Annotated in this window: 27 protein-coding genes; 4 read left to right on the top strand and 23 right to left on the bottom strand. The window is 67.0% G+C overall.

Annotation, left to right across the window (positions count from 1 at the left end):
• Position 1: 1 nt before the first annotated feature.
• The 6 genes from MJO54_RS03985 to MJO54_RS03960 form a co-directional block, all read right to left on the bottom strand.
• Positions 2–433 carry a cobalamin B12-binding domain-containing protein gene (locus tag MJO54_RS03985; protein WP_046282623.1) on the bottom strand — a complete coding sequence of 144 codons (432 nt, stop codon included), beginning with the start codon at positions 431–433 and terminating at the stop codon, positions 2–4.
• On the bottom strand, positions 433–2,010 hold the full coding sequence (locus MJO54_RS03980; protein WP_046282624.1) for a methylmalonyl-CoA mutase family protein: 1,578 nt from the start codon (positions 2,008–2,010) through the stop codon (positions 433–435). Before MJO54_RS03980 ends, MJO54_RS03985 begins: the two co-directional genes overlap by 1 nt.
• Positions 2,011–2,080: 70 nt before the next feature.
• Positions 2,081–2,866 (bottom strand): ABC transporter permease, encoded by a 786-nt coding sequence (locus MJO54_RS03975; protein ID WP_174549759.1) that lies wholly within the window; start codon positions 2,864–2,866, stop codon positions 2,081–2,083.
• Between the two features lie 72 nt (positions 2,867–2,938).
• A complete protein-coding gene (locus tag MJO54_RS03970) occupies positions 2,939–3,739 on the bottom strand; it encodes an MlaE family ABC transporter permease (RefSeq protein ID WP_105294824.1) in 801 nt (266 codons plus the stop codon).
• Between the two features lie 120 nt (positions 3,740–3,859).
• A complete protein-coding gene (locus MJO54_RS03965) occupies positions 3,860–4,693 on the bottom strand; it encodes an enoyl-CoA hydratase/isomerase family protein (RefSeq protein ID WP_105294825.1) in 834 nt (277 codons plus the stop codon).
• A 40-nt stretch (positions 4,694–4,733) separates the two neighbouring features.
• Positions 4,734–5,822, bottom strand: a complete 1,089-nt coding sequence (locus MJO54_RS03960; protein WP_105294826.1) for a phosphotransferase family protein — start codon at positions 5,820–5,822, stop codon at positions 4,734–4,736.
• A 120-nt stretch (positions 5,823–5,942) separates the two neighbouring features.
• Here MJO54_RS03960 and MJO54_RS03955 point away from each other — a divergent pair, with 120 nt between their 5' ends.
• Positions 5,943–7,433, top strand: a complete 1,491-nt coding sequence (locus tag MJO54_RS03955; protein ID WP_105294827.1) for an acyl-CoA carboxylase subunit beta — start codon at positions 5,943–5,945, stop codon at positions 7,431–7,433.
• Positions 7,433–7,822, top strand: a complete 390-nt coding sequence (locus tag MJO54_RS03950) for a lipocalin-like domain-containing protein (protein WP_105294828.1) — start codon at positions 7,433–7,435, stop codon at positions 7,820–7,822. Before MJO54_RS03955 ends, MJO54_RS03950 begins: the two co-directional genes overlap by 1 nt.
• On the opposite strand, the gene MJO54_RS03945 is transcribed toward MJO54_RS03950, so the two are convergent.
• The 13 genes from MJO54_RS03945 to MJO54_RS03885 all read right to left on the bottom strand — a co-directional run bounded on the left by MJO54_RS03945 (position 7,809) and on the right by MJO54_RS03885 (position 20,906).
• Entirely contained in the window at positions 7,809–8,777 is a 969-nt protein-coding gene (locus tag MJO54_RS03945; RefSeq protein WP_105294829.1) for an NADPH:quinone oxidoreductase family protein, read from the bottom strand. The genes MJO54_RS03950 and MJO54_RS03945 overlap by 14 nt on opposite strands.
• Entirely contained in the window at positions 8,777–9,388 is a 612-nt protein-coding gene (locus tag MJO54_RS03940; RefSeq protein WP_105294830.1) for a TetR/AcrR family transcriptional regulator, read from the bottom strand. Before MJO54_RS03940 ends, MJO54_RS03945 begins: the two co-directional genes overlap by 1 nt.
• Entirely contained in the window at positions 9,385–10,695 is a 1,311-nt protein-coding gene (locus MJO54_RS03935; RefSeq protein ID WP_046282633.1) for an acyl-CoA dehydrogenase family protein, read from the bottom strand. Before MJO54_RS03935 ends, MJO54_RS03940 begins: the two co-directional genes overlap by 4 nt.
• Positions 10,696–10,717: 22 nt before the next feature.
• Positions 10,718–11,479, bottom strand: coding sequence for an SDR family NAD(P)-dependent oxidoreductase (locus tag MJO54_RS03930; RefSeq protein WP_046282634.1), 762 nt, complete (start codon positions 11,477–11,479; stop codon positions 10,718–10,720).
• A gap of 1 nt (position 11,480) precedes the next feature.
• Entirely contained in the window at positions 11,481–12,536 is a 1,056-nt protein-coding gene (locus MJO54_RS03925; protein ID WP_046282667.1) for a phosphotransferase family protein, read from the bottom strand.
• Between the two features lie 178 nt (positions 12,537–12,714).
• On the bottom strand, positions 12,715–13,893 hold the full coding sequence (locus tag MJO54_RS03920; RefSeq protein WP_165604568.1) for an NAD(P)/FAD-dependent oxidoreductase: 1,179 nt from the start codon (positions 13,891–13,893) through the stop codon (positions 12,715–12,717).
• 30 nt (positions 13,894–13,923) lie between these two features.
• A complete protein-coding gene (locus tag MJO54_RS03915) occupies positions 13,924–14,754 on the bottom strand; it encodes a mycofactocin-coupled SDR family oxidoreductase (RefSeq protein ID WP_082108026.1) in 831 nt (276 codons plus the stop codon).
• 48 nt (positions 14,755–14,802) lie between these two features.
• Positions 14,803–15,615 (bottom strand): SHOCT domain-containing protein, encoded by an 813-nt coding sequence (locus tag MJO54_RS03910; RefSeq protein WP_046282636.1) that lies wholly within the window; start codon positions 15,613–15,615, stop codon positions 14,803–14,805.
• Positions 15,616–15,711: 96 nt separating this feature from the next.
• Entirely contained in the window at positions 15,712–16,902 is a 1,191-nt protein-coding gene (tuf, locus tag MJO54_RS03905; protein ID WP_046282637.1) for an elongation factor Tu, read from the bottom strand.
• 91 nt (positions 16,903–16,993) lie between these two features.
• A complete protein-coding gene (gene fusA, locus MJO54_RS03900; RefSeq protein WP_046282638.1) occupies positions 16,994–19,096 on the bottom strand; it encodes an elongation factor G in 2,103 nt (700 codons plus the stop codon).
• Positions 19,097–19,169: 73 nt separating this feature from the next.
• Entirely contained in the window at positions 19,170–19,640 is a 471-nt protein-coding gene (gene rpsG, locus MJO54_RS03895) for a 30S ribosomal protein S7 (RefSeq protein WP_024441009.1), read from the bottom strand.
• Positions 19,640–20,014: a 30S ribosomal protein S12 gene (rpsL, locus tag MJO54_RS03890; protein ID WP_007767794.1), complete on the bottom strand. Its 375-nt coding sequence runs from the start codon at positions 20,012–20,014 to the stop codon at positions 19,640–19,642. Before rpsL ends, rpsG begins: the two co-directional genes overlap by 1 nt.
• Before the next feature lie 262 nt (positions 20,015–20,276).
• On the bottom strand, positions 20,277–20,906 hold the full coding sequence (locus tag MJO54_RS03885) for a TetR/AcrR family transcriptional regulator (protein WP_046282639.1): 630 nt from the start codon (positions 20,904–20,906) through the stop codon (positions 20,277–20,279).
• Between the two features lie 140 nt (positions 20,907–21,046).
• Here MJO54_RS03885 and MJO54_RS03880 point away from each other — a divergent pair, with 140 nt between their 5' ends.
• On the top strand, positions 21,047–21,412 hold the full coding sequence (locus MJO54_RS03880) for a DUF3060 domain-containing protein (protein WP_105294831.1): 366 nt from the start codon (positions 21,047–21,049) through the stop codon (positions 21,410–21,412).
• Positions 21,409–21,819 carry a DUF3060 domain-containing protein gene (locus MJO54_RS03875; protein ID WP_233428687.1) on the top strand — a complete coding sequence of 137 codons (411 nt, stop codon included), beginning with the start codon at positions 21,409–21,411 and terminating at the stop codon, positions 21,817–21,819. The genes MJO54_RS03880 and MJO54_RS03875 overlap by 4 nt, the downstream gene beginning before the upstream one ends.
• Positions 21,820–21,852: 33 nt before the next feature.
• Here the strand turns inward: MJO54_RS03875 and MJO54_RS03870 are convergent, their stop codons facing one another.
• The 4 genes from MJO54_RS03870 to MJO54_RS03855 are packed head-to-tail and all read right to left on the bottom strand — an operon-like array spanning position 21,853 to position 25,936.
• Entirely contained in the window at positions 21,853–22,614 is a 762-nt protein-coding gene (locus MJO54_RS03870; protein WP_046282642.1) for a crotonase/enoyl-CoA hydratase family protein, read from the bottom strand.
• On the bottom strand, positions 22,611–23,324 hold the full coding sequence (locus MJO54_RS03865; protein WP_105294842.1) for a PaaX family transcriptional regulator C-terminal domain-containing protein: 714 nt from the start codon (positions 23,322–23,324) through the stop codon (positions 22,611–22,613). The genes MJO54_RS03870 and MJO54_RS03865 overlap by 4 nt, the downstream gene beginning before the upstream one ends.
• A gap of 29 nt (positions 23,325–23,353) precedes the next feature.
• Complete coding sequence (locus MJO54_RS03860; protein ID WP_046282643.1) at positions 23,354–24,289, bottom strand: crotonase/enoyl-CoA hydratase family protein; 936 nt, start codon at positions 24,287–24,289, stop codon at positions 23,354–23,356.
• Positions 24,290–24,295: 6 nt separating this feature from the next.
• The gene (locus MJO54_RS03855) at positions 24,296–25,936 is read right to left on the bottom strand and encodes an acyl-CoA dehydrogenase family protein (RefSeq protein WP_046282644.1); all 1,641 of its coding nucleotides are present in this window, start codon (positions 25,934–25,936) and stop codon (positions 24,296–24,298) included.
• Positions 25,937–26,143: the final 207 nt, after the last annotated feature.

Below are 26,143 nucleotides of genomic sequence, written 5' to 3'. Positions count from 1 at the left end.
GCTAGCGCGCCTCCGCCTTCGAAACCACGTCGCGCACCCCGGTCACCAGATCATCCAGAGACGTTCCGGTGGGAAACACCGCCGCGGCACCGGCTTCCAACAGTTTGGGTACGTCGCCCTGCGGGATGGTGCCGCCGACCACGACAGCGATGTCCCCGCCGTCCGCGGCGCGCAGCGCTTCGACGATGCGACCGGTCAAGGCGACGTGCGCGCCGGACAGGATGCTCAGCCCCACCACCGCCACGTCCTCCTGCAGGGCGGTGGCGACGATGTCCTCGACGCGTTGCCGAATGCCGGTGTAGATGACCTCGAAGCCGGCATCGCGCAGGGTCCGGGCGACGATCTTGGCCCCGCGATCATGGCCGTCGAGACCGGGTTTGGCGACCAAGACCCGGGCCGGGACGGCTGCGGAGGGAGAGTGCGGAGAAGTCATCAATACACCACCGGTTGCTGGAACTCGCCCCAGACGTTCTTCAGCGCCGAAACCATCTCACCCACCGTGCAGTAGGCGTTGGCGCAGTCGATCAGGGGATGCATGAGGTTGACGTCGCCCTCGGCGGCGCGCGACAGCGCCGCGAGGGTGGCGGCGACGTCGTCGGCGTTGCGGTCGGCCTTGACCCGCGCCAGCCGCTTGAGCTGGACGTCACGGCCTTCGGCGTCCAGTTCGTAGGTGGCGATCTCCGGTGCCGGCTCGTCGCTGGTGAACTTGTTGACGCCCACGACCGGCCTACTGCCCGACTCGATCTCGTGGTGGATCTTGAACGCCTCGTCCGCGATCAGGCCCTGCAGGTAGCCGTCTTCGATGGCCCGGACCATGCCGCCGTGGTTCTCCAGGTCGGCCATGATCTCGATGATGCGTTCTTCGGTGGCGTCAGTGAGCGCCTCGACGAAGTAGGAGCCGCCGAGCGGATCGGCCACCCGGGTCACGCCGGTCTCATAGGCCAGGATCTGTTGGGTGCGCAGCGCCAGCGTCGCGGACTCCTCGCTCGGCAGCGCGAACGGCTCATCCCAGGCGGCGGTGAACATCGATTGGACTCCGCCGAGCACGGCGGCCATCGACTCGTAGGCCACCCGAACCAGGTTGTTCTGGGCCTGCGGGGCGAACAGTGACGCACCGCCGGCCACGCAGCCGAACCGGAACATCGACGCCTTGTCGCTGGAGGCGCCGTAGCGTTCCCGCACGATCGTGGCCCACCGCCGCCGGCCGGCCCGGTACTTGGCGACCTCTTCGAAGAAGTCGCCGTGGGTGTAGAAGAAGAACGAAACCTGCGGGGCGAACTGCTCGATGCTCATCCGGCCGCGCTCCACCACGGTGTCGCAGTAGGTGACACCGTCAGCGAGGGTGAAGGCCATCTCCTGCACCGCGTTGGCGCCCGCGTCGCGAAAGTGCGCTCCGGCCACCGAGATCGCGTTGAACCGCGGCACTTCGGCGGCGCAGAACTCGATGGTGTCGGCGATCAGCCGCAGCGACGGTTCGGGCGGCCAGATCCAGGTGCCGCGGGAGGCGTACTCCTTGAGGATGTCGTTCTGGATGGTGCCGGTGAGCTTGGCCCGCGGCACCCCGGAACGCTCGGCGGCCGCCACGTAGAACGCCAGCAGGATGGCGGCGGTGCCGTTGATGGTGAAGCTGGTGCTGATCTTGTCCAGCGGGATGGAGTCGAACAGGATCTCGGCGTCGGCCAGGGTGTCCACCGCCACGCCGACCCGGCCCACCTCTTCGCCGACCTCGGGGTCGTCAGAGTCGTAGCCGCACTGCGTCGGCAGGTCCAGCGCCACCGACAGTCCAGTGCCGCCCTGACTCAGCAGGTATTGGTAGCGCCGATTGGATTCCTCGGCGGTGCCGAAGCCGGAGTACTGCCGGAAGGTCCACAACCGTCCGCGGTAGCCGGACTCGAAATTTCCGCGGGTGAAGGGATACGTCCCCGGCGCCGGCGGCTCTCCGCGCCGGTCGCCCGGCCCGTACACCGGTTTCAGCGGGATCCCTGAGGAGGTCTGCACTGGGTCGCTCATCGATGGATACGGTACTTGCAAAAAAGGAGAATGCCAATACCACTACTGCGACGTGCGGAAATGCCGACAGCTACCCGGCCAGATTGAAGTTGCCGCTGGCCCCGTAGACCGACAGCGAGACCAACAGCGTCACCGAGACGACGACGATCAGCGAGGTGCGCACCGCGTTGCCCACCGCGACGCCGACCCCGGCCGGACCGCCGGCGGCGAAGTAGCCGAAATAGGTATGGATCAACAAGATGGTGATCGCCATCAAGAAGGCCTGCAGGAACGACCACAACAGGTCGATGGGGTTGAGGAACGTGCGGAAATAGTGGTCGTAGAGGCCGGCCGACTGCCCGAACAAGAACACCGTGGTGAAGCGACTGGCCACGAACGACAGGATCACCGCGATGGCATACAGCGGAACGATCGCCACCAGCCCGGCGACGATGCGGGTGCTGACCAGGTAGGCGATCGGGCGGATGGCCATCGATTCCAGCGCGTCGATCTCCTCGTTGATCCGCATGGCGCCCAACTGCGCGGTGACACCGGCGCCGAAGGTGGCGGCCAGGCCGATCCCGGCGACCACCGGGGCCGAGATGCGCACGTTGATGAATGCCGCCAGGAAGCCGGTCAGGGCCTCGATGCCGATGTTGCCCAGCGAGCTGTAGCCCTGCACCGCCAGCGTGCCGCCTGCCGCCAGGGTCAGGAAGCCGACGATCACCACGGTGCCGCCGATCATCGCCAGCGTGCCGGTGCCCATGCTGATCTCGGCGATCAGCCGGATGACCTCGCGGCGGTAGTGCGCGAACGCGAACGGTGTGGTGGCGATCGCCTTGCCGTAGAACAGGGTGTGGTCGCCGATGCGCCCCATCGCGGCGATCGGTCGCCGGAGCTGCCGGGTGACACCGGGGTAGACGGCGGACAGAGCACGAAGTGCCACGGCTCAGCGCGCCGTCATCTTGATGCCGATCGCGGTGACCACCACGTTGACCACGAACAGCGACATGAAGGCGTACACCACCGTTTCGTTCACCGCGTTGCCGACGGCCTTGGCGCCGCCGCCGGAGATCGTCAGGCCGCGGTAGCAGGCGACCATTCCGGCGATCAGCCCGAACAGCGCTGCCTTGACGCAGGAGATGACCAGCTCGGGCACCCCGGTCAGCAGGGTGATGCCGGCCGCGAACGCGCCCGGGTTGACGTCTTGTACGAACACCGAGAACACGTAGCCGCCGAGAATGCCGATGATCACCACGAGGCTGTTGAGCAGCAACGCCACCAAGCCGGCGGCGAGCATCCGCGGTGTCACCAGCCGCTGCACCGGGTTGATGCCCAAGACCTCCATGGCGTCGATCTCTTCGCGAATGGTGCGCGACCCCAGGTCGGCACACATCGCGGTGGCCCCGGCCCCCGCCACGATCAACACCGTCACCATCGGCCCGACCTGGGTGACCGCGCCGAACGCCGCACCGGCACCGGACAGGTCGGCCGCACCGAGCTCGCGCAACAAGATGTTGAGGATGAAGCTGACCAAGACGGTGAAGGGGATGGCCACCAGCAACGTGGGCGCGAGCGAGACGCGCGCGACGAACCAGGACTGTTCGATGAATTCCCGGGCCTGGAACGGGCGCTTGAACAAGAACCTGACGGCGTCCACCGACATGGTGAAGAGCCCGCCGACCGCCTCCATCGGCCCCGCCAGGCGAACCATCGCCGATTCCGGGGACCAGCGGATCAGGTCCTTCATCCCCATATCGACAGGCTCCTCCCGAGACAGTGCGCGTGAATCCTATCCGATTCGTGGATTCTGCGATACTCGATTCTAGTTTTTATGCACACTCATTCTCGTTTGGAGCAAATGAATCATCTATAGCCGGCCGTCGACCCGTAGATCGGGGTGCACCCACGCCGGTGACCTGCGCTCTTTGAAAGCGCGGAACCCTTCGACGGCCTCCGGCGCACCCAGGCTGGTGTTCATCCCGATCCGGTCGAACAGGCCGAGGTAGGAGTCCAGGCTGGACTTGACCACGGCGCGCGCGGCCGGCGCGGTGCGGCAGCACTGTGCCAGCACGTCACGGGCGGTGTCCGCCAGTTCCTCGTGCGGAACCACACGTGCCACCATGCCCCAGTCGAGAGCTTCCTGCGCGCCGAAGGTGCGGCCGGTGAACATCAGATCGCGGGTTCGGACCGGCCCGATCACCCGCGCCAGCATCTGGCTGTAATAGGTGTCGGCGATGCCGCGGAACAGCTCGGGCACCCGGAAGGTGGCCCGGTCGCTGACCACGGCCACATCACTGCAGAGCGCGATCTGCAGCCCGCCGCCCTGGCACAGTCCGTTGACCGCGGAGACCACCGGTTTGACCGAGCTACGCAGGGTGTCGAACGGGGTGATGTCCATACCCAGCGCGGCCCCGAATGTGAGCCAGTCGTCCGCTCCCCCGCCGCCCATGTCTCCGCCGGGGGCGAATACGTCTGCGGTCCCGGTGATCAACAGCCCGGCCAGCTCCGGATCCTGATTGACTCGGCCCACCGCGTAGCGCAGGCCGAAGTACATGGCCGGCGTCATCGCGTTGCGGGCCTCGGGGCGATCCAGGGTGCAGACCGCGATCGGGCCCTCCCGCCGAAACGTCAGGTACGGCGTTCCCAGCCAATCACCGTCGGGCGGGCCCGACGAGGCCCGCCCCTGTACGTGAGAATCCATCAGACCCCGACCTCTCCTTCTTGGGCGTGGACCATCGGGCTCAGCCGGCCAGCTCGCCCACCAGCTCCAGAGTGCCCAGATCGCGGATCGCCTGACATCCGCGCTGCAGCATCGTGACGAACATGTCGTCGCCACGATCGGTATCGGTCGCGAACACCAGCCCGAGCGCGCAGATCAGCGGCACCTGCAGCGCGCCGAACCGGTAGTCCTGCCAACAGGTTTCCCGGTCGTAGTCGCTGACGCCGTGGCTCAGTAGCGCGCTGTGATAGTCGGTGACCAGGTCGGCTTCGATCTCTTTGCGCAGCTCGGGCGCCAAGCTGGTACCGGTGAAGAACGCCAGATCGCGCGTCGGCAGCCCCACACCCAGCGTCTGCCAATCGACCACCCAGACCTGCTCCCCGTCGGGACTGAACAGCATGTTGTCCAGCCGATAGTCGCCATGGATCAACGCGAACCGGCCCAGCGGCGCCGACACCCACGGGGTGATCAGGTCCAGCGCCGCGGTCAATGTCGCGCAATCGGCGTCGCCGAGCTGGGCGCCGAGCCGCTGCACGCATGTCTCGGCGCACATCCGGGCGATGTCACCCATGCCCTTGGCGCCGGCCTCGTCCAGCTGGGTCATGGCCAGCCCCGGGAAGGTCAGCCAGCGCTGGTCGCACCAGGTGGGTGCATGCAACCCGGCCAGGGCGGTCACCGCCAGCCGAGCCTGGCGTTCACCACAACCGGCGAGCTGATCGCCCTGTACCGCCGGCGCTCGATCGGAGAGCAGCAGGGCGTACTCGGTTGCGTCATCGGTGATTTCACAGTGGAAGCACTGCGGTATCGGAATCTTGACGCCGTCGGCCACCTCACTGTAGAAAGCGCACTCACTGCGATAGCCCAGGACCACGCGATCACGCACGGCGTCGTCGCCGGCCGGCAGCTTGATCACGAAGCTGGCCGGCAGGTCGCCCGGGTTGTCGGTGTAGCGGGCCGCCACCCGATAGGTGGCTCCGGTCTGGCCGGTGCCGACCGGGGTGACGTCGACCGAAGCCACCTCGACCGGTCCGCCTCGGGCGCTCAACACGGCCGACAGCCACTGGCTGGTCACGTCGTGCGGATGGCGCGGTATCTGCCGTGGGGAAGTCATCGGTCGCACTCCGGCGCAAGGGAACTCATAGTCAATGCCCGTCCGGGCGGCCAATTCCGCCCACGCCGGGAGACGCTACAGTAAGAATTTCAGTATGGTCAACGAAATGAGGCGCCGCAGATGACGAACGGCTGGCAGGAGACCCTGGAGGACCTCGACCGGCGGCGCCAGCACACCTGGGCCATGGGCGGTCCCGAGCGGGTGGCCAAACACCACGGCAAAGGCAAGCTCGACGCCCGCGCCAGAATCGGGCACCTGCTGGACCCGGGTAGCTTCCGCGAGCTGGGCACCATGGTCGGCGGGCAGATCGCCGCCGACGGCATCGTGGTCGGCTCGGGGCTGATCAACGGCTCGCCGGTGATGGTGGGCGCCGAGGATTTCACCACGCTGGCGGGCAGCATCGGTCCCGGCGGCAACGCCAAACGCTACCGGATCGCCGAACTGGCGCTGCGCGACAAGATCCCGCTGGTAATGCTGTTGGAGGGCGCCGGATTCCGGCCCACCGGTGAGCACTATGGGCGCACCCCGACCGACCTGCTGGCCCAGGCGCAATGCTCGGGCAAGGTGCCGACCGTCGCCGCGGTAATGGGCCCTTCGGCCGGACACGGCGCCCTGGTCGGTCCGGTCTGCGACTTCCGGATCATGAGCCCGCACGGTGCGATCTTCACCGCCGGCCCGCCGGTGGTCAAAGAGTCCACCGGCGAAGACATCACCAAGGAGGACCTGGGCGGTCCCGAGGTCGCACTGAACAGCGGCGTGGTGCACAACTTCGGCGCCGACGACGAGACGGTGCTCGACGACATCCGCCGGTATCTGTCCTACTTCCCGTCCAGCGCATGGTCCTACCCCACGGCGCTGTCGCCGGACGCGGCCGCGCAATCGCGGCCCACTCCCGAGCTGCTCGACATCGTCTCGCGTGACAACCGCCGGGTCTACGACATGCGGTCGGTGCTCGACGTCGTCTTCGACCGGCCCGACTGGTTCGAGGTGCAGCCGCGATTCGGTCGGGCGATCATCTGCGCGCTGGCCCATCTCGGCGGCCATCCGGTCGCGGTGGTGGCCAACCAGCCGCAGGTGCTGGCCGGCTCGATCGACACCGACGCCGCGGACAAGGCGGCGCACTTCATCATGGTGGCCGATTCGTTCCACCTGCCGATCGTGTTCTTGGCCGACAACCCCGGCATGCTGCCCGGTAGCCGCTCCGAGCGCGCCGGGGTGTTGCGAGCCGGCGCGCGGATGTTCGCCGCCCAAACCGCGGCCACCACCGTGAAACTGCATCTGACGCTGCGCAAGGCCTACGGCTTCGGTTCCATGGTGATGTCGCTGCTGGGATTCGACTCCCAGGTGGCGACGTTCGCCTATCCCGGGGCGACGATGGGCGCGATGAGCGCGGCCGCACTCAGCTCGGCCACGCACGCCGGGCAAGATCTAGCCGCCAAGCTGCGCGACACCGAGCTGCAGGCGTCGTATCACTCCGCCCAGCAGCTCGGCTTCGACGAGCTCATCGATCCCCGCGAGACCCGCGACGCGTTGCTGTCCGCCCTGCAGCGCGGGCTGCGCAGCCGCCAGGCCGCCGCCGAGCCGGTGACCCGAACCGTCATCATGCCCTGATGAGCACTCTGCGAGAGGCGCTGCTGGGCGGCTGGGAGCTGTCGTCGTTCGAGTCCCTCGACGCCGGCACCGGCGCGGTGTCACACCCCCTGGGCACGGCGCCGCGCGGTCTGATCCTCTACACCGCTGACGGCTATATGTCCGCGCAGCTGACCGGCAGTGCGGACGCCGCGCTACCCGCCTACATCGCCTATGGTGGCCGATTCCGGGTCGACGAGGACACCGCCACTGTGCATCACGAAGTCAGCGTCTCGATGCTGCCGGAGCTGCTGGCGAGTCCGCAGCTGCGGCAGGCACGCGTGGACGGCGATCGGCTGACGCTGTCGGTGACGACCACCAACGACGGTGTGACGACGCACAACACCCTGATCTGGGTCAGACGTCGATGATGACCTTGCCGACCGCTTTGCGGTCGGCGACGTAGCGCAAAGCGGTCGCGGTCTGCGCGAGCGGGAAGCGGGCACCGATGTAGGGGCTGACCTTGCCCCCTGCGAACAGCTGCTGCAGTTCGGCCAGATCGCGCTCATTCTCCGTCGGGAAATCGGTGGCGAAAGTCCGGATCTCCATGCCCTGCACCGTGATGCCCTTGAGCATCACCAGGTTCAGCGGGATGGCCGGGATCGATCCGGCGGCATAGCCCAAGGTGATGAAGCGCCCGCCGCGGGCCAGGCTGCGCAGCGCCGGCTCGGCGTAGGAACCGCCGACCGGGTCGAGCACGGCCTGTGCGCCGTCGCCGGTGATCTCGCGGATCCGCGACTTGAGGTCTTCGCGGTCGTAGTCGACCGTCGCGGCCGCACCGCGCTGGCGGCACACTTCCAGTTTCTCCGGGCTGGAGGCCGCGGCAAGCACTTTCGCACCCATCGCTACCGCAAGGTCGACGGCGGCCAGCCCGACACCGCCGGCAGCGCCCAGCACCACCACCCAATCGCCTTCTGCGACTTGGGCAACCGAGCGCAGCGCGTGATACGCCGTGCGGTAGGTGACTCCGAATCCGGCCGCTGCCGCGTAGTCGATGCCGTCGGGGATGGCACTCACCGCCGCGGCGGGCACCAGCGCCTGCTCGGCGAAACCTCCCACAAACGACGTGCCGACCACCCGGTCGCCGGGCGCGAAGGGCACCCCGTCGCCGGCGGCGATCACGTCACCGGCCAGCTCGCTGCCGGGCGTGAACGGTGCCGGGATCTTGAGCTGGTACTTGCCGTCGATCAGCAGCACGTCGGGGAAGTTGACCGCCGCAGCCCGTACCCGGACCACCAGCGTGCCGGGTCCGGGCGTAGGGTCGGGCAACTCCCGCAGCACCAGATCTTCCGGCGGCCCGTACTGCTCGCAGACGATCGCGCGCATCAGGCCACCCCCAGTCCGCGAAGGCAAAACGACACCAGGTGATCCACATCGGCCCGCTTCGGTCGCCGGCCGGCATTGAGGTAGCCACGCATGGTCGACAAGGTAGCGCCAAAGACCAGATCGGCATCCCGCCGGGGGTCCTGGCCGTCGAGCGCGCTGATCGGTGCGGTGAGCAGGTCACGCAACGGCGCCAGGATGTCCTCATCCGAGCGCGGCCGGTCGGCACTGACCGCCAGCTGGGTGCTGGCGGCGCGGCTCAGGCTCAGCAGGTGCGGGTCGGAAAGCTGCGCCAGGGCGCCCCGGATCCAGCACGCGACCTTAGCTTGCGGCGTTGGCTCCTTGGCCAGTTGATGCTCCAGGTAGGACACCACGAGCGCTACACCGCGCTCCATCACGGCCAGGATCACGTCGTCCTTACCGGCGAAGTAGCGGTAGAACGCCTTGTTCGACGAGCCCGCCTCGGCGACGATGTCGCACACCCGGGGCGGATCGGGCGCACTGCGCTGCAGCACCGTCACCGCCGCGGCCAGAATCCGCTCCACCTCGGCGGTGGCCTCGCGCTGACGGTCGTCGAGCGCGCGGTGCACCGCGGCGTCGACACGTGTGGTCATGGCACCGCTGGAATCCGGTCAAGGCGGTCGCCGTACTTCGCGCGCGCGGCCTCGATGCGGTTGTCCAGGAATTCGCTGGGCCACTCCGGGTCCTCGGCGTCGTAGTCCTTGAGCAGCAGCCGGGCCAGGTTTACCTTGTGCGCTTCGGTGGGGCCATCGGCCAGCCCCAGCGCCACCCCGCCCAACAGCACATTGGTCAGCGGCAACTGTTCGGTCAGGCCCATCGCGCCGTGCACTTGGATCGCGCGCAGCCCGATCGATTTGAGCACCTGTGACGCCAGGATCTTGCAGACCCCGATTTCGGCGCGTGCCGCCTTCTCGTCGCCGGAGTCGATCAGCCACGCCGCGTGTAGCACGGTCAGCCGGAACGGAACCAGCTCGGCGTAGGAGTCGGCGATGAACGCCTGCACCAGCTGCTTGTCGGCCAACGAACTGCCCTGGGTGAAGCGGCTTTTGGCGCGACGGGCCATCATGTCGATGGCCCGCTGGGCCACCCCGATCGAGCGCATCGCGTGATGCAGGCGCCCGCCGGCCAGCCGGCTCTGCAGGATCAGGAAGCCTTGGCCGGGCTCGCCCAGGATCGCATCGGCCGGGACCCGCACGCCGTCGTAGCGCACCAGCGAATGGCCGGCTTCATGCGGATGCGATCCCACCAGGTGATGGGTGGCTTCGATGACCAGGCCCGGGGTTCCGGCCGGGATCAAGAACGTCGAGGCTCCGCGGTGCACCGGCACGTCCGGGTCGGTGATGGCCACCACGATGAAGAACGAGGCCACCGAGGCGTTGGAGGAGAAGTACTTTCGGCCGGTGATCACCCACGGCGCGTCTTTTCCGGAGCCGTCGCGGACGGCCCGGGTGGTGAACACCCGCGGGTCGGCGCCGCCCTGCGGCTCGGTCATGGAGAAGCAGGAGAAGATCTCCCCCGACAGCAACCCGGCCAGATAGCTGTCCTTTTGCTCTGGCGTGCCGAACCGGGCCAGGATCTCGGCGTTGCCGGTGTCGGGCGCCTGGGTGCCGAACACGATCGGCGCCCAGCTCGACCGGCCCAGGATCTCGTTGATCAGGGTCAGCTTGACCGCCCCGAATCCCTGGCCGCCCAACTCCGGCCCCAGATGCGGGGCCCACAGGCCTTGTTCGCGCACCCGGTCCTTGAGCGGGTCAACAATCCGGCGGCGTTCGTCGGTCAGCGGCAGGTATTCGCAGCCGGGAAACAGCACCTCCAGCGGCTCCACCTCGTCACGCACGAACGCCCGGATCCAGTCGAGCTTCGCCTCGAACTCGGGTTCAGTAGAGAAGTCCCACGCCATTTTCCGCTCCTTCTACGGTAGGTCAGACACTGCCGCCGTCGGCCCGCACGATCGAACCGGTGGTGAAGCTGGAGGCGTCCGACATCAAAAACAGTGCTGCCCCGACGATCTCCGGCGGATTCCCGGCGCGCTGCAATGCGGCGGCGCCAAACGGGTTGTCGGCTTCGCCGAAGTTCCACGCCTTGGAGATGTCGGTCAAGAACGGCCCAGGCATCAAGGTGTTGACCCGCACCGTGGGGCCGAACGCCTGGGCCAGCGCTTCGGTCATGACGTTGAGGCCGGCCTTGGACGCGGCGTAGGGAATGAACGACGGGTGCGGGCGCAGCGAGCCGTGGGTGCTGACATTGATGATCGATCCGCGGCCGGCAGCCATCATCCGTTCACCGATCAACGCCGACAACCGAAATGGGCCTTTGAGGTTCAGGTTCACCACGGCGTCGAACATCTTCTCGGTGACGTCGGTCTGCTTGCCATACACCGGAGACATGCCGGCGTTGTTGACCAGTACGTCGACCCGGCCGAACCGCTCGTAAGCCGCATCGACCAAGCCGTCGAGCTGATCCCAGCGCCCTACGTGCACCGCATAGGGCAAAGCAGAGCGCCCCGTCTCGGCCTCGATGTCGGCGGCGGTGGCCTGGCATGCCTCGAGTTTGCGGCTGGCGATCACCACGTCGGCGCCGCAGTGGGCGGCCGCCAGCGCCATCTCGCGCCCCAGGCCGCGGCTGCCGCCGGTGACCAGCACGACCTGGTCGGTCAGGTCGAACAGCGAATCCGCATACCCCATGTCAGCCCCGCTTGGCCGGTAGGGAACGGGCGAGTTCGGCTGCGGCGCTGATCAACTGGGGGATCATCGGACCCATCGCGGCGGCGATCTTCGGATCGACCCGGTTACCGGTGATCGAGGCGGCGTAGGTCTTCTCCAGCACGATTCCCAACTTCCAGTTGGCCAGCACCAGGTAGTAGTCGATGTTCTCGGTGGACAGGCCGCTGACCTGCTCGTAGCGCTCCAGCAACTCCGATCGGGTCGGCATCCCCGCGAGATCGGCGTAATACCCTTGAGTACGCGGGTTTTCGCCGTCATATCCCAGCAGCGCCCAGGCCAGGTCCAGCAGCGGATCGCCGATGGTCGTCATCTCCCAGTCGATGATCGCGACGAGTTTCGCAGGGGCGCCGTGGGCATACATCACGTTGGCGAACTGGTAGTCGCCGTGCATGATTCCCGGCGTGTAGTGCGCCGGCCGGTTACGGCGCAACCAGTCAGCGGCCTCGTCCAGGCCCGGCAGGTCCCGCACCCGGTAGCTGTCCAAAAAGGCCAGCCAGCGGTCCACCTGGCGCTCATGGAAGCCGTCCGGGCGGCCGAACCCGTCGAGTCCCTGCGCGCGCCAGTCCACCCGACCAAGTCGCGCGGCGCCCTCGACCAGCTCGAAGGCCAGGCCACGGCGAGCACTCAGATCCGTGTCGAATGGCGCGGGCCAGGCGTTGCCGGTCGAATTCCAGCCGTCCACCTCGGCCATCACGTAGAACGGGGCGCCGAGCAGCTCGCCGCTGTCGTCGGCGGCGATCAACTGCGCGTGCGGGACGTCGGTCCCCGCCAGCGCCCGCACCAGGCGGATCTCGCGCCGCAGCCCGTCGATGCGGGCGGAGTCAGCCCGGGCGCCCGGCATCCGCAGCACCATCGTGGCCTCGCCGCGACGCACGCGGTACAGGGTGTTCTGCGAGCCGCCGCTCAGCGATTCCAACAGGGGGAGTTCGCCCTGGCCAGGCGAGTCGGGGGCACCATGGGCGTCAAGCCATCGCCCCAGAAGGACGCTGTCGAGCAGTGCTGCCTGTCCATCCGCCATCGCAGGCACCTCGCAATCTCCATACAGAGAATAGCGTTCTCCCAGCGACAGCACCAGAGCACGTTTGAAACTGCACCTAGGGTCGTGGATCGACGAAAGCTACGGCCCTAGAGGCAATCTCAACGGTTGACTGGTAATGATCGTGCTTGTGGGGCGGTCCGATCCCCACTGACCTGCGTCAGGTAAGCACTTCGGAGATCGGAGCCCCCGCGGCGATCTTGGCCCGCGCGCCCATCACCTTGCCGGGCCGGCCCGCTCCGACCACACCGGCCAGCACACCGTCGCGCTCGTAGTAGGCCAGGAACTTGTGACCGTCGTCCTCGACCAGGTGCACGGTGTCGGTGGCCTCCGGCTCGCCCAGGCACTGGATCTTCACGTCGTACTGGTCGCTCCAGAAGTACGCCGGCACCGCCACGTCATGCAGCGACTCCCGGCCCAGCATGGTCGGAACCATCGCCCGTACCTGGGTTACGACATTGCTCCAGTGTTCGACGCGCACCTGGTGCCCGTCGCGGCCCCGCCAGAACGCGACGTCGCCGACGGCCCATACGTTCGGCGCACTCGTGCGCCCGGTCGCGTCGCACACCACGCCGTTGTCGACATCAACCCCGCAGCCGTCCAGCCACTCGGTCGCCGGCCGCGAACCCACGCCCAGCACCACGACGTCGGCGGTCAGTTCGGTGCCGTCGGTGAGCACCACGGTCTCGACGCGGCCCGCGCCGCGAACCTCGGCGACGCCGATGCCGCTGCGAACATCGACACCGTTGGCCCGGTGCAGCCGTGCCACCAGTTCGCCGATCTGCTCACCGAGTACGGCGGCCAGCGGGGTGGGCTGCGGTTCGACCAGCACGACGTCCACGCCCAGCTTGCGCAGGCTGGCCGCCGCCTCACAGCCGATGAATCCGGCGCCGATCACCACCGCGCGGCTGGCGCCGGCCGCATCCTCGCGCAGCGCCAGGCTGTCCTCGAACGACCGGACCACGCGGATGCCGTCCAGGTCGCCGAAGCTCGGGATACGCCGCGGCACCAGGCCGGTGGCGATCACGAGTTGGTCGTAGCCCAGCACGGTGCCGTCGGCCAGCGACACCGTTTGCGCCGCGGTGTCCACACTGCGTGCGCCGCAGCCCAGCCGCAGGGTGATGTCGTGGGAGGCGTAGAACTCCGGGGGCTCGAGCGTGGTGTCGTCGCGCTCGCCGCGCAGCACCTCTTTGGTCAGCGGCGGCCTGTCATAGGGCGGGCGAGTCTCCTCGGAGACGATCGTGATCGGCCCCGCGTATTCTTCGCGCCGCAATTCCTCGGCCGTGCGGACAGCCGCCAGGCCGCCGCCGACGATAACGATCCCGTTGTCGGGCACCACGATCCCCCTGTTTCTCCCGGCCAGGGACGATCAGTACTTGAGCGCGCCCTTGTCGACCTGGATCTGGACTCCCGTCAGGATTCCAGAGCCATCGCCGGCCAGCCAAACCACCACGTCGGAGACCTGGTCAGGGGTCATGAACGACTGCGGGTGGAGCGGCATCGGGGGGAACGCGTGCAGGTAGTCGGGGCGCTCGGTGAAGATCTGGGCCATCACCTGCGGTTCGATCATCGGGGTGTCCACCGAGTAAGGGTGAATCGAGTTGACCCGGATCCGGTGTGCCCCGACCTCGAGAGCCAGCGTGTTGGTCAGCCCCACCAGGGCGTGCTTGCTCGCCGCGTAGTGGCCGTTGCCCGGCGTGGCCTTCAGCCCGGCCGACGAGCTCACGATCACGATCGAACCGCCGTTGTCGGCCTCGATCATCGCCGGCACCGCCGCCCGGATGGTGCGCCAGGTGCCGGTCAGGTTCACGTCGATGACGGTGTTCCACTGCTCGTCGGTGAGCTCCCACAGCCGGCCCCAGCTCAGCACGCCGGCGTTGGCCACCACCACATCGAGGCGTCCGAATTGCTCGACACCGTCGTCGACCAGCTTGCGCAGCCCGGCATCGTCACGGACGTCGACCGTGCGGGCCAGCACCTTGCGGCCGTGGGCCTCGACCGCGCTGACCATCTCGGCGAATTCCTCGGGCGTGGCCGCCGGGTAGGTGATGCAGTCCGACGCCGGGGCGCAGATGTCGGCGGCGATGATGTCGGCGCCGGCGGCCGCCAGCCGGATCGCGTGCGAACGGCCCTGGCCGCGCGCCGCACCGGTAACAAAGGCCACCTTGCCCTGCAGATTGTGGTTCTGGCTCTCGCTCACTCGACGAGGCTAGCAGCTGTATATGGAACGTGTTCTAATTCCGTCCCCTCAGAGGTCGGCGATGATCTGGGCCCGCTTCTGCGCGTACTCCTCGTCGGTCACCGTGCCCGCCGCGTGCAGTGCCGACAGTTCCTGCAACCGCTCACCGACAGACGGCTGCTCGCCTGCCGGCGCGGCTACCGGCTCGGCTGTCGCCGACTGCTGGGCGACCGCCCGGCGCACCACCGCGCTGATCTGCTGTCGCAGAGCGGGATTCGACCGAACATCCACCATCTGGTTCAGACCCACGCCGTGGGACTTGAGCAGCTGCAGGATCTCCATCAGCGGGCCGGATTGCCCGCTGAGGTCGTAGGTCTGGCCGTCTTCGGCAACGTTGAACTGCGCAGGCACCAGCCCGTTGACCACCGCGCTGCGTTCCCAGTCGATCCGGTGCTTGCCGCTCACCGGGTCGACCTGGACCACCAGCTTGCGGGCGGTGATGTTGCCCAATCGGCTGACACTGGCGATGACCCGGTCGTCGCGATCCATCGGCGCCAAACCCGGACCGGTGATGTGCAACTGCAACTTGACCAGCGGTTGATCGTTGATCCGGGTACCGGTCTCGGTGATGCCGGTGATCTGCGCGAGCGCCAAAACCCCGTCGCGCTCGAGCAGCGCGGCATCGCTGGCCGATCGCGCCCCGAAATAGGTCAGCGCCAGGGCCACCAGCACATCGACCACGGTGATCGCGATCCCGCTGTAGTACATCCACTGCGTCATCTCGTATTCGCCGATGGCGTAGTAGGCGATCAAGAAAATCGGGCCGACCAGGCCCCCGCACAACAGGACGAGCAACTGCGCCTTGACGTATCGCCACAACATCACGTCACCAGCGTCTAACACTGCGTTGCCGGGCAAACGCAAAATCCCCCTTTTCCTCCGAGGAAAAGGGGGATTTTACGACTGCTTGCGCAGGAACTACTTGATGATCTTGACGACCCGGCCGGCGCCGACGGTACGACCACCCTCACGGATGGCGAACCGCAGACCCTCGTCCATGGCGACAGGCTGGATCAGCTTGACGGTCATCTCGGTGTTGTCACCGGGCATCACCATCTCGGTGCCCTCCGGCAGGCTCACCACACCGGTCACGTCGGTGGTGCGGAAGTAGAACTGCGGACGGTAGTTGTTGAAGAACGGCGTGTGGCGACCACCCTCGTCCTTGGACAGGATGTAGGCCTGGCCCTCGAACTCGGTGTGCGGGGTGGTGGTGCCGGGCTTGACCACAACCTGGCCACGCTCGACGTCCTCACGCTTGATACCACGGATCAGCAGACCGACGTTGTCACCGGCCTGACCCTGGTCCAGCAGCTTGCGGAACATCTCGACACCGGTGACGGTCGTCTTGGTGGTCTCCGGACGGATGCCGACGATCTCGACTTCCTCGTTCACGTTGATCACGCCGCGCTCGACACGACCGGTGACCACGGTGCCACGACCGGTGATGGTGAAGACGTCCTCAACCGGCATCAGGAACGGCTTGTCGGTCTCACGAACCGGGTCCGGGATGGACTCGTCGACGGCCTCCATCAGGTCCTGGACGGACTTGACCCACTTCTCGTCACCCTCGAGGGCCTTGAGAGCCGACACCCGGACCACCGGGGCCTCCTCGTCGAAGTCCTGGGCACCCAGCAGTTCGCGGACCTCCATCTCGACGAGCTCGAGGAGCTCCTCGTCGTCGACCATGTCCGACTTGTTCAGCGCCACCAGGATGTAGGGCACACCGACCTGACGGGCCAGCAGCACGTGCTCGCGGGTCTGCGGCATCGGGCCGTCGGTGGCCGCGACCACCAGGATCGCGCCGTCCATCTGCGCGGCACCGGTGATCATGTTCTTGATGTAGTCGGCGTGGCCCGGCGCGTCGACGTGGGCGTAGTGCCGCTTCTCGGTCTGGTACTCCACGTGGGAGATGTTGATCGTGATACCGCGCTGACGCTCTTCGGGAGCGTTGTCGATCTGGTCGAACGCACGCGACTCGTTCAGGTCCGGGTACTTGTCGTGCAGAACCTTGGTGATAGCCGCGGTCAGCGTGGTCTTGCCGTGGTCAACGTGACCGATGGTCCCGATGTTGACGTGCGGCTTCGTCCGCTCGAACTTCGCCTTCGCCACTTCTTGTCCTCCTGGACTTGTTGGTGCTGGGTTACAGCAGGATTGATCTTTTTTGGTTTGTGCCACCGTAGCGGCACGGGCGGGAAGCTAGTTACTCGCCCGTTGCCTTCGCGATAATCTCCTTCGCCACCTGCGCCGGCACTTCGGCGTAGGAGTCGAACACCATGGAGTAGTTCGCCCGGCCCTGGGTCTTCGACCGCAAGTCTCCGACGTAGCCGAACATCTCCGACAGCGGCACCTGCGCCTTGACGACGCGCGCACCGCTGCGCTCCTCCATGGCCTGAATCTGGCCACGGCGGGAGTTCAGGTCGCCGATCACATCGCCCATGTAGTCCTCGGGCGTGGTGACCTCAACGGCCATGATCGGTTCCAGGATCACCGGCTGCGCGGCAGCGGCAGCCTTCTTCAGTGCCTGCGAGCCGGCCACCTTGAAGGCCATCTCGGAGGAGTCGACGTCGTGGTACTGACCGTCGGTCAGGGTGACCTTGATGTTGACCAGCGGGTAGCCGGCCAGCACGCCGTACTGCATGGCGTCCTGGGCTCCGGCGTCCACCGCGGGGATGTACTCGCGGGGCACGCGGCCACCGGTGACCTTGTTCTCGAACTCGTAGGTGGCACCGTCTTCGCCGGTGAACGGTTCGATGTCGATGAGGACCTTCGCGAACTGGCCCGAGCCACCCGTCTGCTTCTTGTGGGTGTATTCGACCTTCTCCACCTTGCGGCGGATGGTCTCCTTGTAGGCCACCTGCGGCTTGCCGACGTTGGCCTCGACCTTGAACTCGCGGCGCATGCGGTCCACCAGGATGTCCAAGTGCAGCTCGCCCATGCCGCCGATCACGGTCTGACCGGTCTCCTGGTCGAGGTGGACCTTGAAGGTCGGGTCCTCTTCGGCCAGCTTCTGGATGGCCAGGCTCAGCTTCTCCTGGTCACTCTTGGTCTTGGGCTCGATGGCCACCTCGATGACCGGTGCCGGGAACGTCATCGACTCCAGCACGATCTGGTTGTTCGGGTCGCACAGCGTGTCGCCGGTGGTGGTGTCCTTCAGGCCGATCATCGCGTAGATGTGGCCGGCGAACGCCGAGTCGACCGGGTTCTCCTTGTTGGAGTGCATCTGGAACAGCTTGCCCAGCCGCTCCTTCTTGCCCTTGGTCGAGTTGACCACCTGCGTGCCGGACTCCACCTTGCCCGAGTACACCCGGACGTAGGTGAGCTTGCCGAAGAACGGGTGCACCGCGATCTTGAACGCCAGCGCCGAGAACGGCTCGTCGATGCTGGGCTTGCGGCTGATGACCTCGTCTTCCTTGCCGGGCACGTGGCCCTGCACGGACTCGACGTCCAGCGGCGACGGCAGGTAGTCGATCACCGCGTCCAGCATCGGCTGGACACCCTTGTTCTTGAACGCGCTGCCGCACAGCACCGGGTAGAGCTCCGAAGAGACCGTCAGCTTGCGGATGCCGCCCTTGATCTCCTCGGTCGAGAGCTCCTCGCCGCCGAGGTACTTCTCCAGCAGAGCCTCGTCGGTCTCGGCGACTGCCTCCAGCAGAGCGGTCCGGTACTCGTCGGCCTTGTCGGCCAGGTCGGCCGGGATCTCGATGGTCTCGTAGGTCTCACCGAGCTTGGTCTCGCCGCGCCACACCTTGGCGTTCATCTCGACCAGGTCGACGATGCCCTCGAAGTCGTTCTCCGCGCCGATCGGCAGCTGGATCACCAGCGGGCGAGCACCGAGGCGCTCTTCGATGGTGCGCACGGTGAAGTAGAAGTCCGCACCGAGCTTGTCCATCTTGTTGACGAAGCAGATCCGGGGCACGTCGTACTTGTCGGCCTGCCGCCACACCTGCTCGGACTGCGGCTCCACGCCCTCCTTGCCGTCGAACACTGCGACGGCGCCATCAAGGACACGCAGGGAGCGCTCCACCTCGACGGTGAAGTCGACGTGGCCCGGGGTGTCGATGATGTTGATCTGGTTCTTGTTCCAGAAGCAGGTCACCGCGGCGGAGGTGATGGTGATGCCGCGCTCCTGCTCCTGCTCCATCCAGTCGGTCGTGGAGGCACCGTCGTGCGTCTCACCGATCTTGTAGTTGACGCCGGTGTAGTACAGGATCCGCTCGGTCGTCGTCGTCTTACCAGCATCGATGTGCGCCATGATGCCGATATTGCGGACCTTGTTCAGGTCAGTCAGCACATCCTGTGCCACAGCAGTCTTCCCACTCTTTCGGTTACTTCAATTGCCTTGTTGTCGCAAGTGCCCGGCTGTCATGCCGGGGTAATCACCAGCGGTAGTGCGCGAACGCCCGGTTGGCCTCGGCCATCTTGTGGGTGTCTTCACGGCGCTTGACGGCAGCACCCAGGCCATTGCTGGCGTCCAGGATCTCGTTGGCCAGGCGCTCGATCATGGTCTTCTCCCGGCGAGCCCGCGAGAAGCTCACCAGCCAGCGCAGCGCCAGCGTGGTGGAGCGCTCAGCGCGCACCTCGACCGGAACCTGGTAGGTGGCACCACCGACGCGGCGGCTGCGAACCTCGAGGGCCGGCTTGACGTTGTCCATCGCACGCTTGAGCGTCACGACCGGGTCAGTACCGGTCTTGTCCCGAGCCTGCTCGAGAGCGCCGTAGACGATGCGCTCGGCCAGCGACTTCTTGCCGTCCAGCAGCACCTTGTTGACCAACTGGGTGACCAGCTGCGACCCGTAGACGGGGTCGTTGACCAGCGGACGCTTGGGAGCGGGACCCTTGCGCGGCATCAGCTCTTCTCCTTCTTCGCGCCGTAGCGGCTGCGGGCCTGCTTGCGGTTCTTGACTCCCTGGGTGTCCAGCGAGCCGCGGATGATCTTGTAGCGCACACCCGGCAGGTCCTTCACACGACCACCACGCACCAGCACCATCGAGTGCTCCTGCAGGTTGTGACCCTCACCCGGGATGTAGGCGGTCACCTCCACCTGGCTGGTCAGCTTGACGCGCGCCACCTTGCGAAGCGCCGAGTTCGGCTTCTTCGGGGTGGTGGTGTACACGCGGGTGCACACGCCCCGTCGCTGCGGGCTGCCCTTGAGGGCCGCGGTCTTCACCTTGGCGACCTTGTCGCGGCGGCCCTTACGGACCAGCTGCTGAATGGTTGGCATCTACCGGCTTCCTGTATCGCTGTTCAAAACTCTTTAAATCCTGCGGTCTGTGCCCCACCGCTACCCCGCGGTCGGGCGTGTCGCATGGGCCGCTGCGAATCACTCCGCTGCATAATGGACATGCGAATTGGGCCAGGCGCGCGCGTTATGTCACCAAACGCGCCTCGGTGGCCAGGCACGAGCTACCACAATACCCGGCAGCACTCCGGCAGGTCAAAGCGCGTGCCCAGCCTCCCCCGCGGCCCCTCCCACACCTGCGCGACTACTGGGTGCGGCTGTCCATCGCCGAGGCCAGCCTGCGCACCATGTCGGAGAAGACGGCGTCGGTGTCCACGTCATCCATCACGCCGGTCATCTCCAACAGAACGAATCCGTGCATGGCCGCCCAGAACTCCAGGGCCGCGTGAAACGCACGGTCGCCTTCGAGCCCGTAGGACGCCAAGACCTCGATGACCGGGGCGGCGGCCCGGGTGGCCGCGGCGGTGTATTCCGGGTCGTCGCCGCCCAGCGGCATCCGGGTGAACGCCGAGTACCGGCCCGGGTGGTGATGGGCATAGCTGCGATAGGCGCCGGCCATCACCAGCACCGCATCGTCGCGGGCGCGGCCCTGCCCGACCTGGGTCAACATCTCCAGAATGTCGTCGATGACCCGCATCCGCATGGCGCGACGCAGGTCGTTGAGGCTGTGCACGTGGTTGTACAGCGACGGGCCCTTGGTGCCCAGCTGGGTGGCCAACGCGTTGATGGTCAGCGCGTCCCAGCCCTCGCGGTCCAGGAAATTCAAGGCCGCGTTGACGATGACGTCGCGGCTCAGCTTGACCGGGCGCGCCCCCGCTTTGCCGTTGGCGCGCGAGCGCCCCCCCGCGGCGGGCGGCTCTGGTCGAGCTGACATGGCGTAGGCCCTTCGTAGGGTGCGGCAGGAGGAGATCAGCACAGAACTCTAATTGACCGATTAGTAGGGGAACCCGAGTACGCGCCAGCCAGTGCGACGTAAGCTTTGCCGAGATTGCGTCCGGTGAGAGGGGCTCGGAGATGAAATGGACCGCGCTGGCGAGTGCGTTGCTGGGTCTGGCCGCCGGTTCACTGGGGGCAGCCGCGAGCGCGCACGCGGTGCCCGGCGACATCCACATCTACGGGGTGCACGAGACCCACACCCTGGACTGCAACGGCGGGACGCTGTTCATCAACGGCGTCAACCTCACCATCCACGCAATGGGCACCTGCTGGGCGGTGACCACGCAGGGCTCGCAGAACACGGTGATCGCCGACACGATCGTCAACGACGTCACGGTCTACGGCAACGACACCATCGTCTATTACCACAATGGCGACCCGCTGCTGTTCGACCGCGGACGAGAGCTGGGGATGACCAACCGGCTCCAACGCGTAGCGGCGTGACCCACGTTCTCCGGGTAAATCTCTGCTCGCTGCTGGCCGGTGGAATGACGCTGCTCGCAGTCGTACTCACCGGCTGCGAGTCGGAGGCGCCACCCAAGTCCTCGCGGATCTCGCAGAACTACGACGGCCGGTTCGCCAACACGATCCGATACGAGTCGTTCGGAGCGACATCGGCTTTGGACTGCGCCGACGGCAAATCACTGAACGTGGCCGGTTCGAACAACAAGCTGACGGTCCGCGGCCGCTGCGAAGCGGTGAACGTAGGCGGTGCCGACAACCGCATCACCATCGAGCGCATCGACAAGACACTGACGATCACCGGGCTCAATAACTCCATCACCTATCGCGGCGGCGATCCCAAGGTCGACAACCGCGGGTCCGGCAACACCATCGCCGACAAGCGCTGACGGGGAGTCGGCTTCCCGCCGGCGTCAGGCCTATCAGGCCTTAGCGCCGTGGCGGCCGGCCCCGCCGGCGAAGCGGCCCGCCCCGCGCAACGCCTCGTCGGCCACTCGCTCGATGCTTTCGAATTCGGAGTCCATCGCGTGGGATTCGGTCATGCCCCACTGCCGCAGCGCCGACAACCGATCCGAGCGCAGGCAACCCTGCGGCAGCTCGGCTAGTTCGAGGGCCAGCTGCTCTGCTGCGCGGCGCGCCTCTCCGGTGGGGACAACCCGATTGGCCAGTCCGATCGCCAGAGCTTCCTCGGCGTTCACCGCTCGGCCGGTGAGGATCATGTCCATGGCGCGACTGTGGCCGATCAGTCTGGGCAATCGCACGGTGCCGCCGTCAATGAGCGGTACGCCCCAGCGCCGGCAGAAGACGCCGAAGGTCGCGTCGGCCTCGACTACCCGCATGTCGCACCACAGCGCCAACTCCAGGCCACCGGCCACCGCGTAGCCGCTGACCGCGGCGATCACCGGTTTGGACAACATCATCCGGGTCGGACCCATCGGCCCCGGCCCGCTGCGATGGGTCTGATTGCTGTTCGGCGTACCGAGGGCTTTGAGATCGGCTCCGGCGCAAAAGGTTCCGTGATCTCCCCACAGCACAGCCACCGATGCGCTCGCATCGCGGTCGAATTCGTCGAAGGCCTGATAGAGCGCCGCGGCGGTCGGGCCATCGACGGCATTTCGGGCATGCGGTCGATCCAAGATCACCGTGGTGACCGGGCCACTGCGCTCCACGCGCACTGCACTCATCGCAGCACCGCCTCCCGGTCCGCGTCGCGTCGCGCGACCAGTTCATCGGCGAACTCCGCGTAGCGGCTGCGGATTCGCGTCCCTGGCCAGTCCGCCGGAAGAAGTTCGGGCGGCAGCACCGGGTCGCGCCGCAGGTGGCGGACCATGGCCGCGGCGACGATGAAGCGGCTTGGTATGTCCTCGGCGGCGGCCATCGCGGCGAGCAACTCGTGGCCAGTCTGCGCCCACCCCGCCAGATCCCACAGCGTGGTGGCCAATTCGGCGGGCTTCTCGTCACGCGCTGTGAGCAGCCGGGTATACCCGCCGAGGCTCTCCCCCAGCTCGACGTCGATGTTGTCCGGGCGCATCCAGAATCCCTCGCGCAGCTCGGCGAACCGCCGCTCGGCCAGCCCCGAGCGCAAGGCGGCCCGGGTTCGCGCGTCGCAGCCGATGGTGGTGATCACTACGGCCAGCCAGTTGCCGTCCCAGCTCCTCGCCTGGGGATTCAGCGCCGCGTCCTGTAGACGCTGGCGCTCCAGCAGACGCTCGGACAGTCCGTACCCTTCGACCGATCGGATCAGGTCTCCGGCAGCGACCAGCCGGGTCAGGGCCACCCGCAAGGCTGTTTCCTTGATCCCGAAATCTGTTGTCAGTCGTAGCAATTCAGCCGCGGTGGCCGACGCGGGGTGGGCACCCAGGAGCACCGACAGAACTACCGAGCGGGCCGTCATACGCACTGTGCCGGACATCAGGTGACCCCCTAAACCCCGGAGGTCTTTCGACCGTAATCCCCGAACGGCTCGTCGCGGTGCCGCACTGCGTCACGGAACCCGTGCTGCACCGCGTCGGCGACGAAGGCGTGCCCTTCCGGCGTGTGTCGCGCCACCCCGTCGAACACGGTGCTGACCATGCGGCTGGTGGCCACGCCCTGTTGCAGCAGTGCGGTATTGAGGGCGAGTTTGGCCATGATCAGTTGGTTGACCGGCATCGCGGCGATACGGGCCACCAGGCGTTCGGTGCGCTCGTCAAGATCAGCTGGGTCCGGAGCCTCGATCGCCAGACCCCATTCGGCGGCCTGAGCTCCGGTGATGCAATCTCCGGTCAGCAGTAGGCGTTTGGCGCGCTGGTCGCCGAGCCGGTGCGCCCACAGTCCGGCCGCCGGCACCCCCCACACCCGCATCGGCGGGTAACCGATCTTGGCGTCAGATGCCGCGATCACCTGATCGGCATGCAGTGCGATGTCGGTGCCGCCGGCCACGCAGTAGCCGTGGATCTTGACCACGGTGGGTTTGTCGGCGTGCATCAGCGAGGCGAAGCCGCGGACGAATCGACTCATCATCTGGTAGTCGATCATCGGATCCCACGGCTGATCCGAACGGTGGTTGGTGGCTTGCGTCTTACCGTCGAGCACACTGCCCCGGTAGTTCTCCCCGCCCGCCGACGACGAGCCTTCGGCGTAGGCACCCAGGTCGAAACCGGCACAGAATCCCTCGCCACGCCCCGACACCAGGATCACGTGCACGTTGGGATCCAGATCGGCGCGTTCCACCAGCGCCGACAATTCCAGCGGGGTGTCGGCGGTGATCGCGTTCCCGTGTTCCGGGCGGTCGAAGGTGATCCGGGCGATGCGGTCGGTGACCTCGTAAGTCATCGTCCGCAGGTTGTCGAACTCGACCGGGGCGATGTGATGGCGCATGCCGGGTCAGCCCTTGACCAGCGCACGCTCGAGGATCGGCCCGAGGTCGAGGCCGGCCGGCAGAGTGCCGAATGCACCACCCCATTGGCCGCCGAGCCGCGTTGCCAGGAACGCCTCGGCGACGGCCGGGTGGCCATGGCGCACCAGCAACCCGCCCTGCAGCGCCAGGCAGATGTCCTCGGCGATCTTGCGCGCCTGGTACTGGGCAGCGACCACGTCAGCGCCCAAGCCCGCCAGTCGGGTCTTCAACGCTTCGACATGCGCGTCGAGCCGACGATCCTGCCCGGCGGTCTCGGCGAGCTCATCGAAGAGCACCGCCACCGATTGGGGCTGGGTGGCCAGGGCGCGCAGCGTGTCCAAGGCGCTGACGTTGCCCGACCCCTCCCAGATGCCCATCAACGGCGCCTCCCGGTACAGCCGCGGCATCAACGAATCCTCGATGTAACCGTTGCCGCCCAGGCACTCCATCGCCTCGGCGGCGTGCGGGGTGGCGCGCTTGCACACCCAGTACTTGGTGGCAGCCAACCCGATCCGACGCAACAGTCCCTCACGCTCATCGCCCCCGACCGCCTTGTCGGTGGCACCGGCCATCCGCATCGACACCATGGTGGCGGCCTCAGCCTCCACGGCCAGATCGGCCAGCACGTTGCGCATCAGCGGTTGATCGATCAGATAGGCGCCGAACGCCTTTCGGTGCTGGGCGTGGTAGATGGCACGAGCCAGGCCCATTCGCATGCTGGTCGCGCTGCCCAGCGCGCAGTCCAGGCGGGTGAGGTTGACCATCTCGATGATGACCGAGACCCCACGACCCTCCTCGCCCACCAGCCAGGCGGTCGCGCCGTCGTACTCGATCTCGCTGGAGGCGTTGGCGTGGTTGCCGAGCTTGTCCTTGAGCCGCTGCAGCCGCATCCGGTTGCGGGTGCCGTCAGCCAGGATCCGAGGCAGGAAGAAGCAACTCAATCCGCCGGGCGCCTGCGCCAGCACCAGGAACACGTCGCACATCGGCGCGGAGGTGAACCACTTGTGCCCGATCAGGGTGTAGCTGCCATCACCGTTCGGGACCGCCTGGGTGGTTCCGGCGCGCACGTCGGAGCCGCCCTGCTTCTCGGTCATCGACATGCCGGCGGTGATACCGGCCTTGCTGGCCGGCACCTTCAGCTCGGGGTCGTAGACCCGACTGGTCAGCAAGGGCTCATAGATCTTGGCGAGTTCGGCGTTGTTACGCAGCGCGGGCACGATCGCGTACGTCATCGAGATCGGACACATGTGGCCCGGCTCGGCGGTCCACACCCCGGTTTGAGCGGCGCGGACGACGTGCGCGCCGGGTCGCGGGTCGGCCCATGGCGCGGCGTGCAGGCCGTGGGCGATCGCGGTGCGCATCAGCTCGTGATAGGCCGGGTCGTATTCCACTTCGTCGATCCGGTTACCGACGACGTCATGGGTGTGCAGCACCGGTCGGTTGCGGTCGGCGAGCTCGCCCCAGCGTTGCACCTGCTTGGACCCGGATATCGCCCCGAGGTCGGTGACCTCGTCGACGCCCCACTGACCGCCCTCGCGGATCAGCGATTCAATGAGGACCGGGGACGACGCCGGGTTATAGCCTTCCAGCGGAAGGACCTGGTTGGTGACGATATGCGTGTCGGCCATAGCCGAATATTACATTTTTTGCACGCACGCACAATGGGTGTAATCAAATTGGTGTCGGCGAACAAAAAACGGCGGTCACGGCCCGGGGTCGGGAGGTTCCAGGCTGTGACCGCCGTCGTTTTGGGGCGCCGGACTAAGGGCTGCGCACTCCCCCCACACCATTCCGGTGTCGCTCAGGCATTTGGACCCCCTCCAGTCCTGAGACGT

Source organism: Mycolicibacter virginiensis, from assembly GCF_022374935.2.
In the GTDB taxonomy this organism is placed as follows: Bacteria; Actinomycetota; Actinomycetes; order Mycobacteriales; family Mycobacteriaceae; genus Mycobacterium; species Mycobacterium virginiense.
Note: the sequence above shows the minus strand (reverse complement) of the source record. Positions and strands in the feature narration are given on the sequence as shown.

Coding starts and splice junctions, on each gene's coding strand:
- MJO54_RS03940 (WP_105294830.1), bottom strand. CDS start 9,388: ATGACCACACGTGTCGACGCCGCGGTGCACCGCGCGCTCGACGACCGT.
- MJO54_RS03925 (WP_046282667.1), bottom strand. CDS start 12,536: ATGGCGGATGGACAGGCAGCACTGCTCGACAGCGTCCTTCTGGGGCGA.
- MJO54_RS03960 (WP_105294826.1), bottom strand. CDS start 5,822: ATGACTTCCCCACGGCAGATACCGCGCCATCCGCACGACGTGACCAGC.
- rpsL (WP_007767794.1), bottom strand. CDS start 20,014: ATGCCAACCATTCAGCAGCTGGTCCGTAAGGGCCGCCGCGACAAGGTC.
- MJO54_RS03910 (WP_046282636.1), bottom strand. CDS start 15,615: ATGTTGTGGCGATACGTCAAGGCGCAGTTGCTCGTCCTGTTGTGCGGG.
- MJO54_RS03885 (WP_046282639.1), bottom strand. CDS start 20,906: ATGTCAGCTCGACCAGAGCCGCCCGCCGCGGGGGGGCGCTCGCGCGCC.
- MJO54_RS03930 (WP_046282634.1), bottom strand. CDS start 11,479: ATGGGGTATGCGGATTCGCTGTTCGACCTGACCGACCAGGTCGTGCTG.
- MJO54_RS03970 (WP_105294824.1), bottom strand. CDS start 3,739: ATGAAGGACCTGATCCGCTGGTCCCCGGAATCGGCGATGGTTCGCCTG.
- rpsG (WP_024441009.1), bottom strand. CDS start 19,640: ATGCCGCGCAAGGGTCCCGCTCCCAAGCGTCCGCTGGTCAACGACCCC.
- MJO54_RS03870 (WP_046282642.1), bottom strand. CDS start 22,614: ATGAGTGCAGTGCGCGTGGAGCGCAGTGGCCCGGTCACCACGGTGATC.
- MJO54_RS03860 (WP_046282643.1), bottom strand. CDS start 24,289: ATGCGCCATCACATCGCCCCGGTCGAGTTCGACAACCTGCGGACGATG.
- MJO54_RS03865 (WP_105294842.1), bottom strand. CDS start 23,324: ATGACGGCCCGCTCGGTAGTTCTGTCGGTGCTCCTGGGTGCCCACCCC.
- MJO54_RS03855 (WP_046282644.1), bottom strand. CDS start 25,936: ATGGCCGACACGCATATCGTCACCAACCAGGTCCTTCCGCTGGAAGGC.
- MJO54_RS03950 (WP_105294828.1), top strand. CDS start 7,433: ATGAGCACTCTGCGAGAGGCGCTGCTGGGCGGCTGGGAGCTGTCGTCG.
- MJO54_RS03880 (WP_105294831.1), top strand. CDS start 21,047: ATGAAATGGACCGCGCTGGCGAGTGCGTTGCTGGGTCTGGCCGCCGGT.
- MJO54_RS03980 (WP_046282624.1), bottom strand. CDS start 2,010: ATGAGCGACCCAGTGCAGACCTCCTCAGGGATCCCGCTGAAACCGGTG.
- MJO54_RS03975 (WP_174549759.1), bottom strand. CDS start 2,866: ATGGGGCGCATCGGCGACCACACCCTGTTCTACGGCAAGGCGATCGCC.
- MJO54_RS03945 (WP_105294829.1), bottom strand. CDS start 8,777: ATGCGCGCGATCGTCTGCGAGCAGTACGGGCCGCCGGAAGATCTGGTG.
- MJO54_RS03935 (WP_046282633.1), bottom strand. CDS start 10,695: ATGGCGTGGGACTTCTCTACTGAACCCGAGTTCGAGGCGAAGCTCGAC.
- MJO54_RS03965 (WP_105294825.1), bottom strand. CDS start 4,693: ATGGATTCTCACGTACAGGGGCGGGCCTCGTCGGGCCCGCCCGACGGT.
- MJO54_RS03985 (WP_046282623.1), bottom strand. CDS start 433: ATGACTTCTCCGCACTCTCCCTCCGCAGCCGTCCCGGCCCGGGTCTTG.
- MJO54_RS03955 (WP_105294827.1), top strand. CDS start 5,943: ATGACGAACGGCTGGCAGGAGACCCTGGAGGACCTCGACCGGCGGCGC.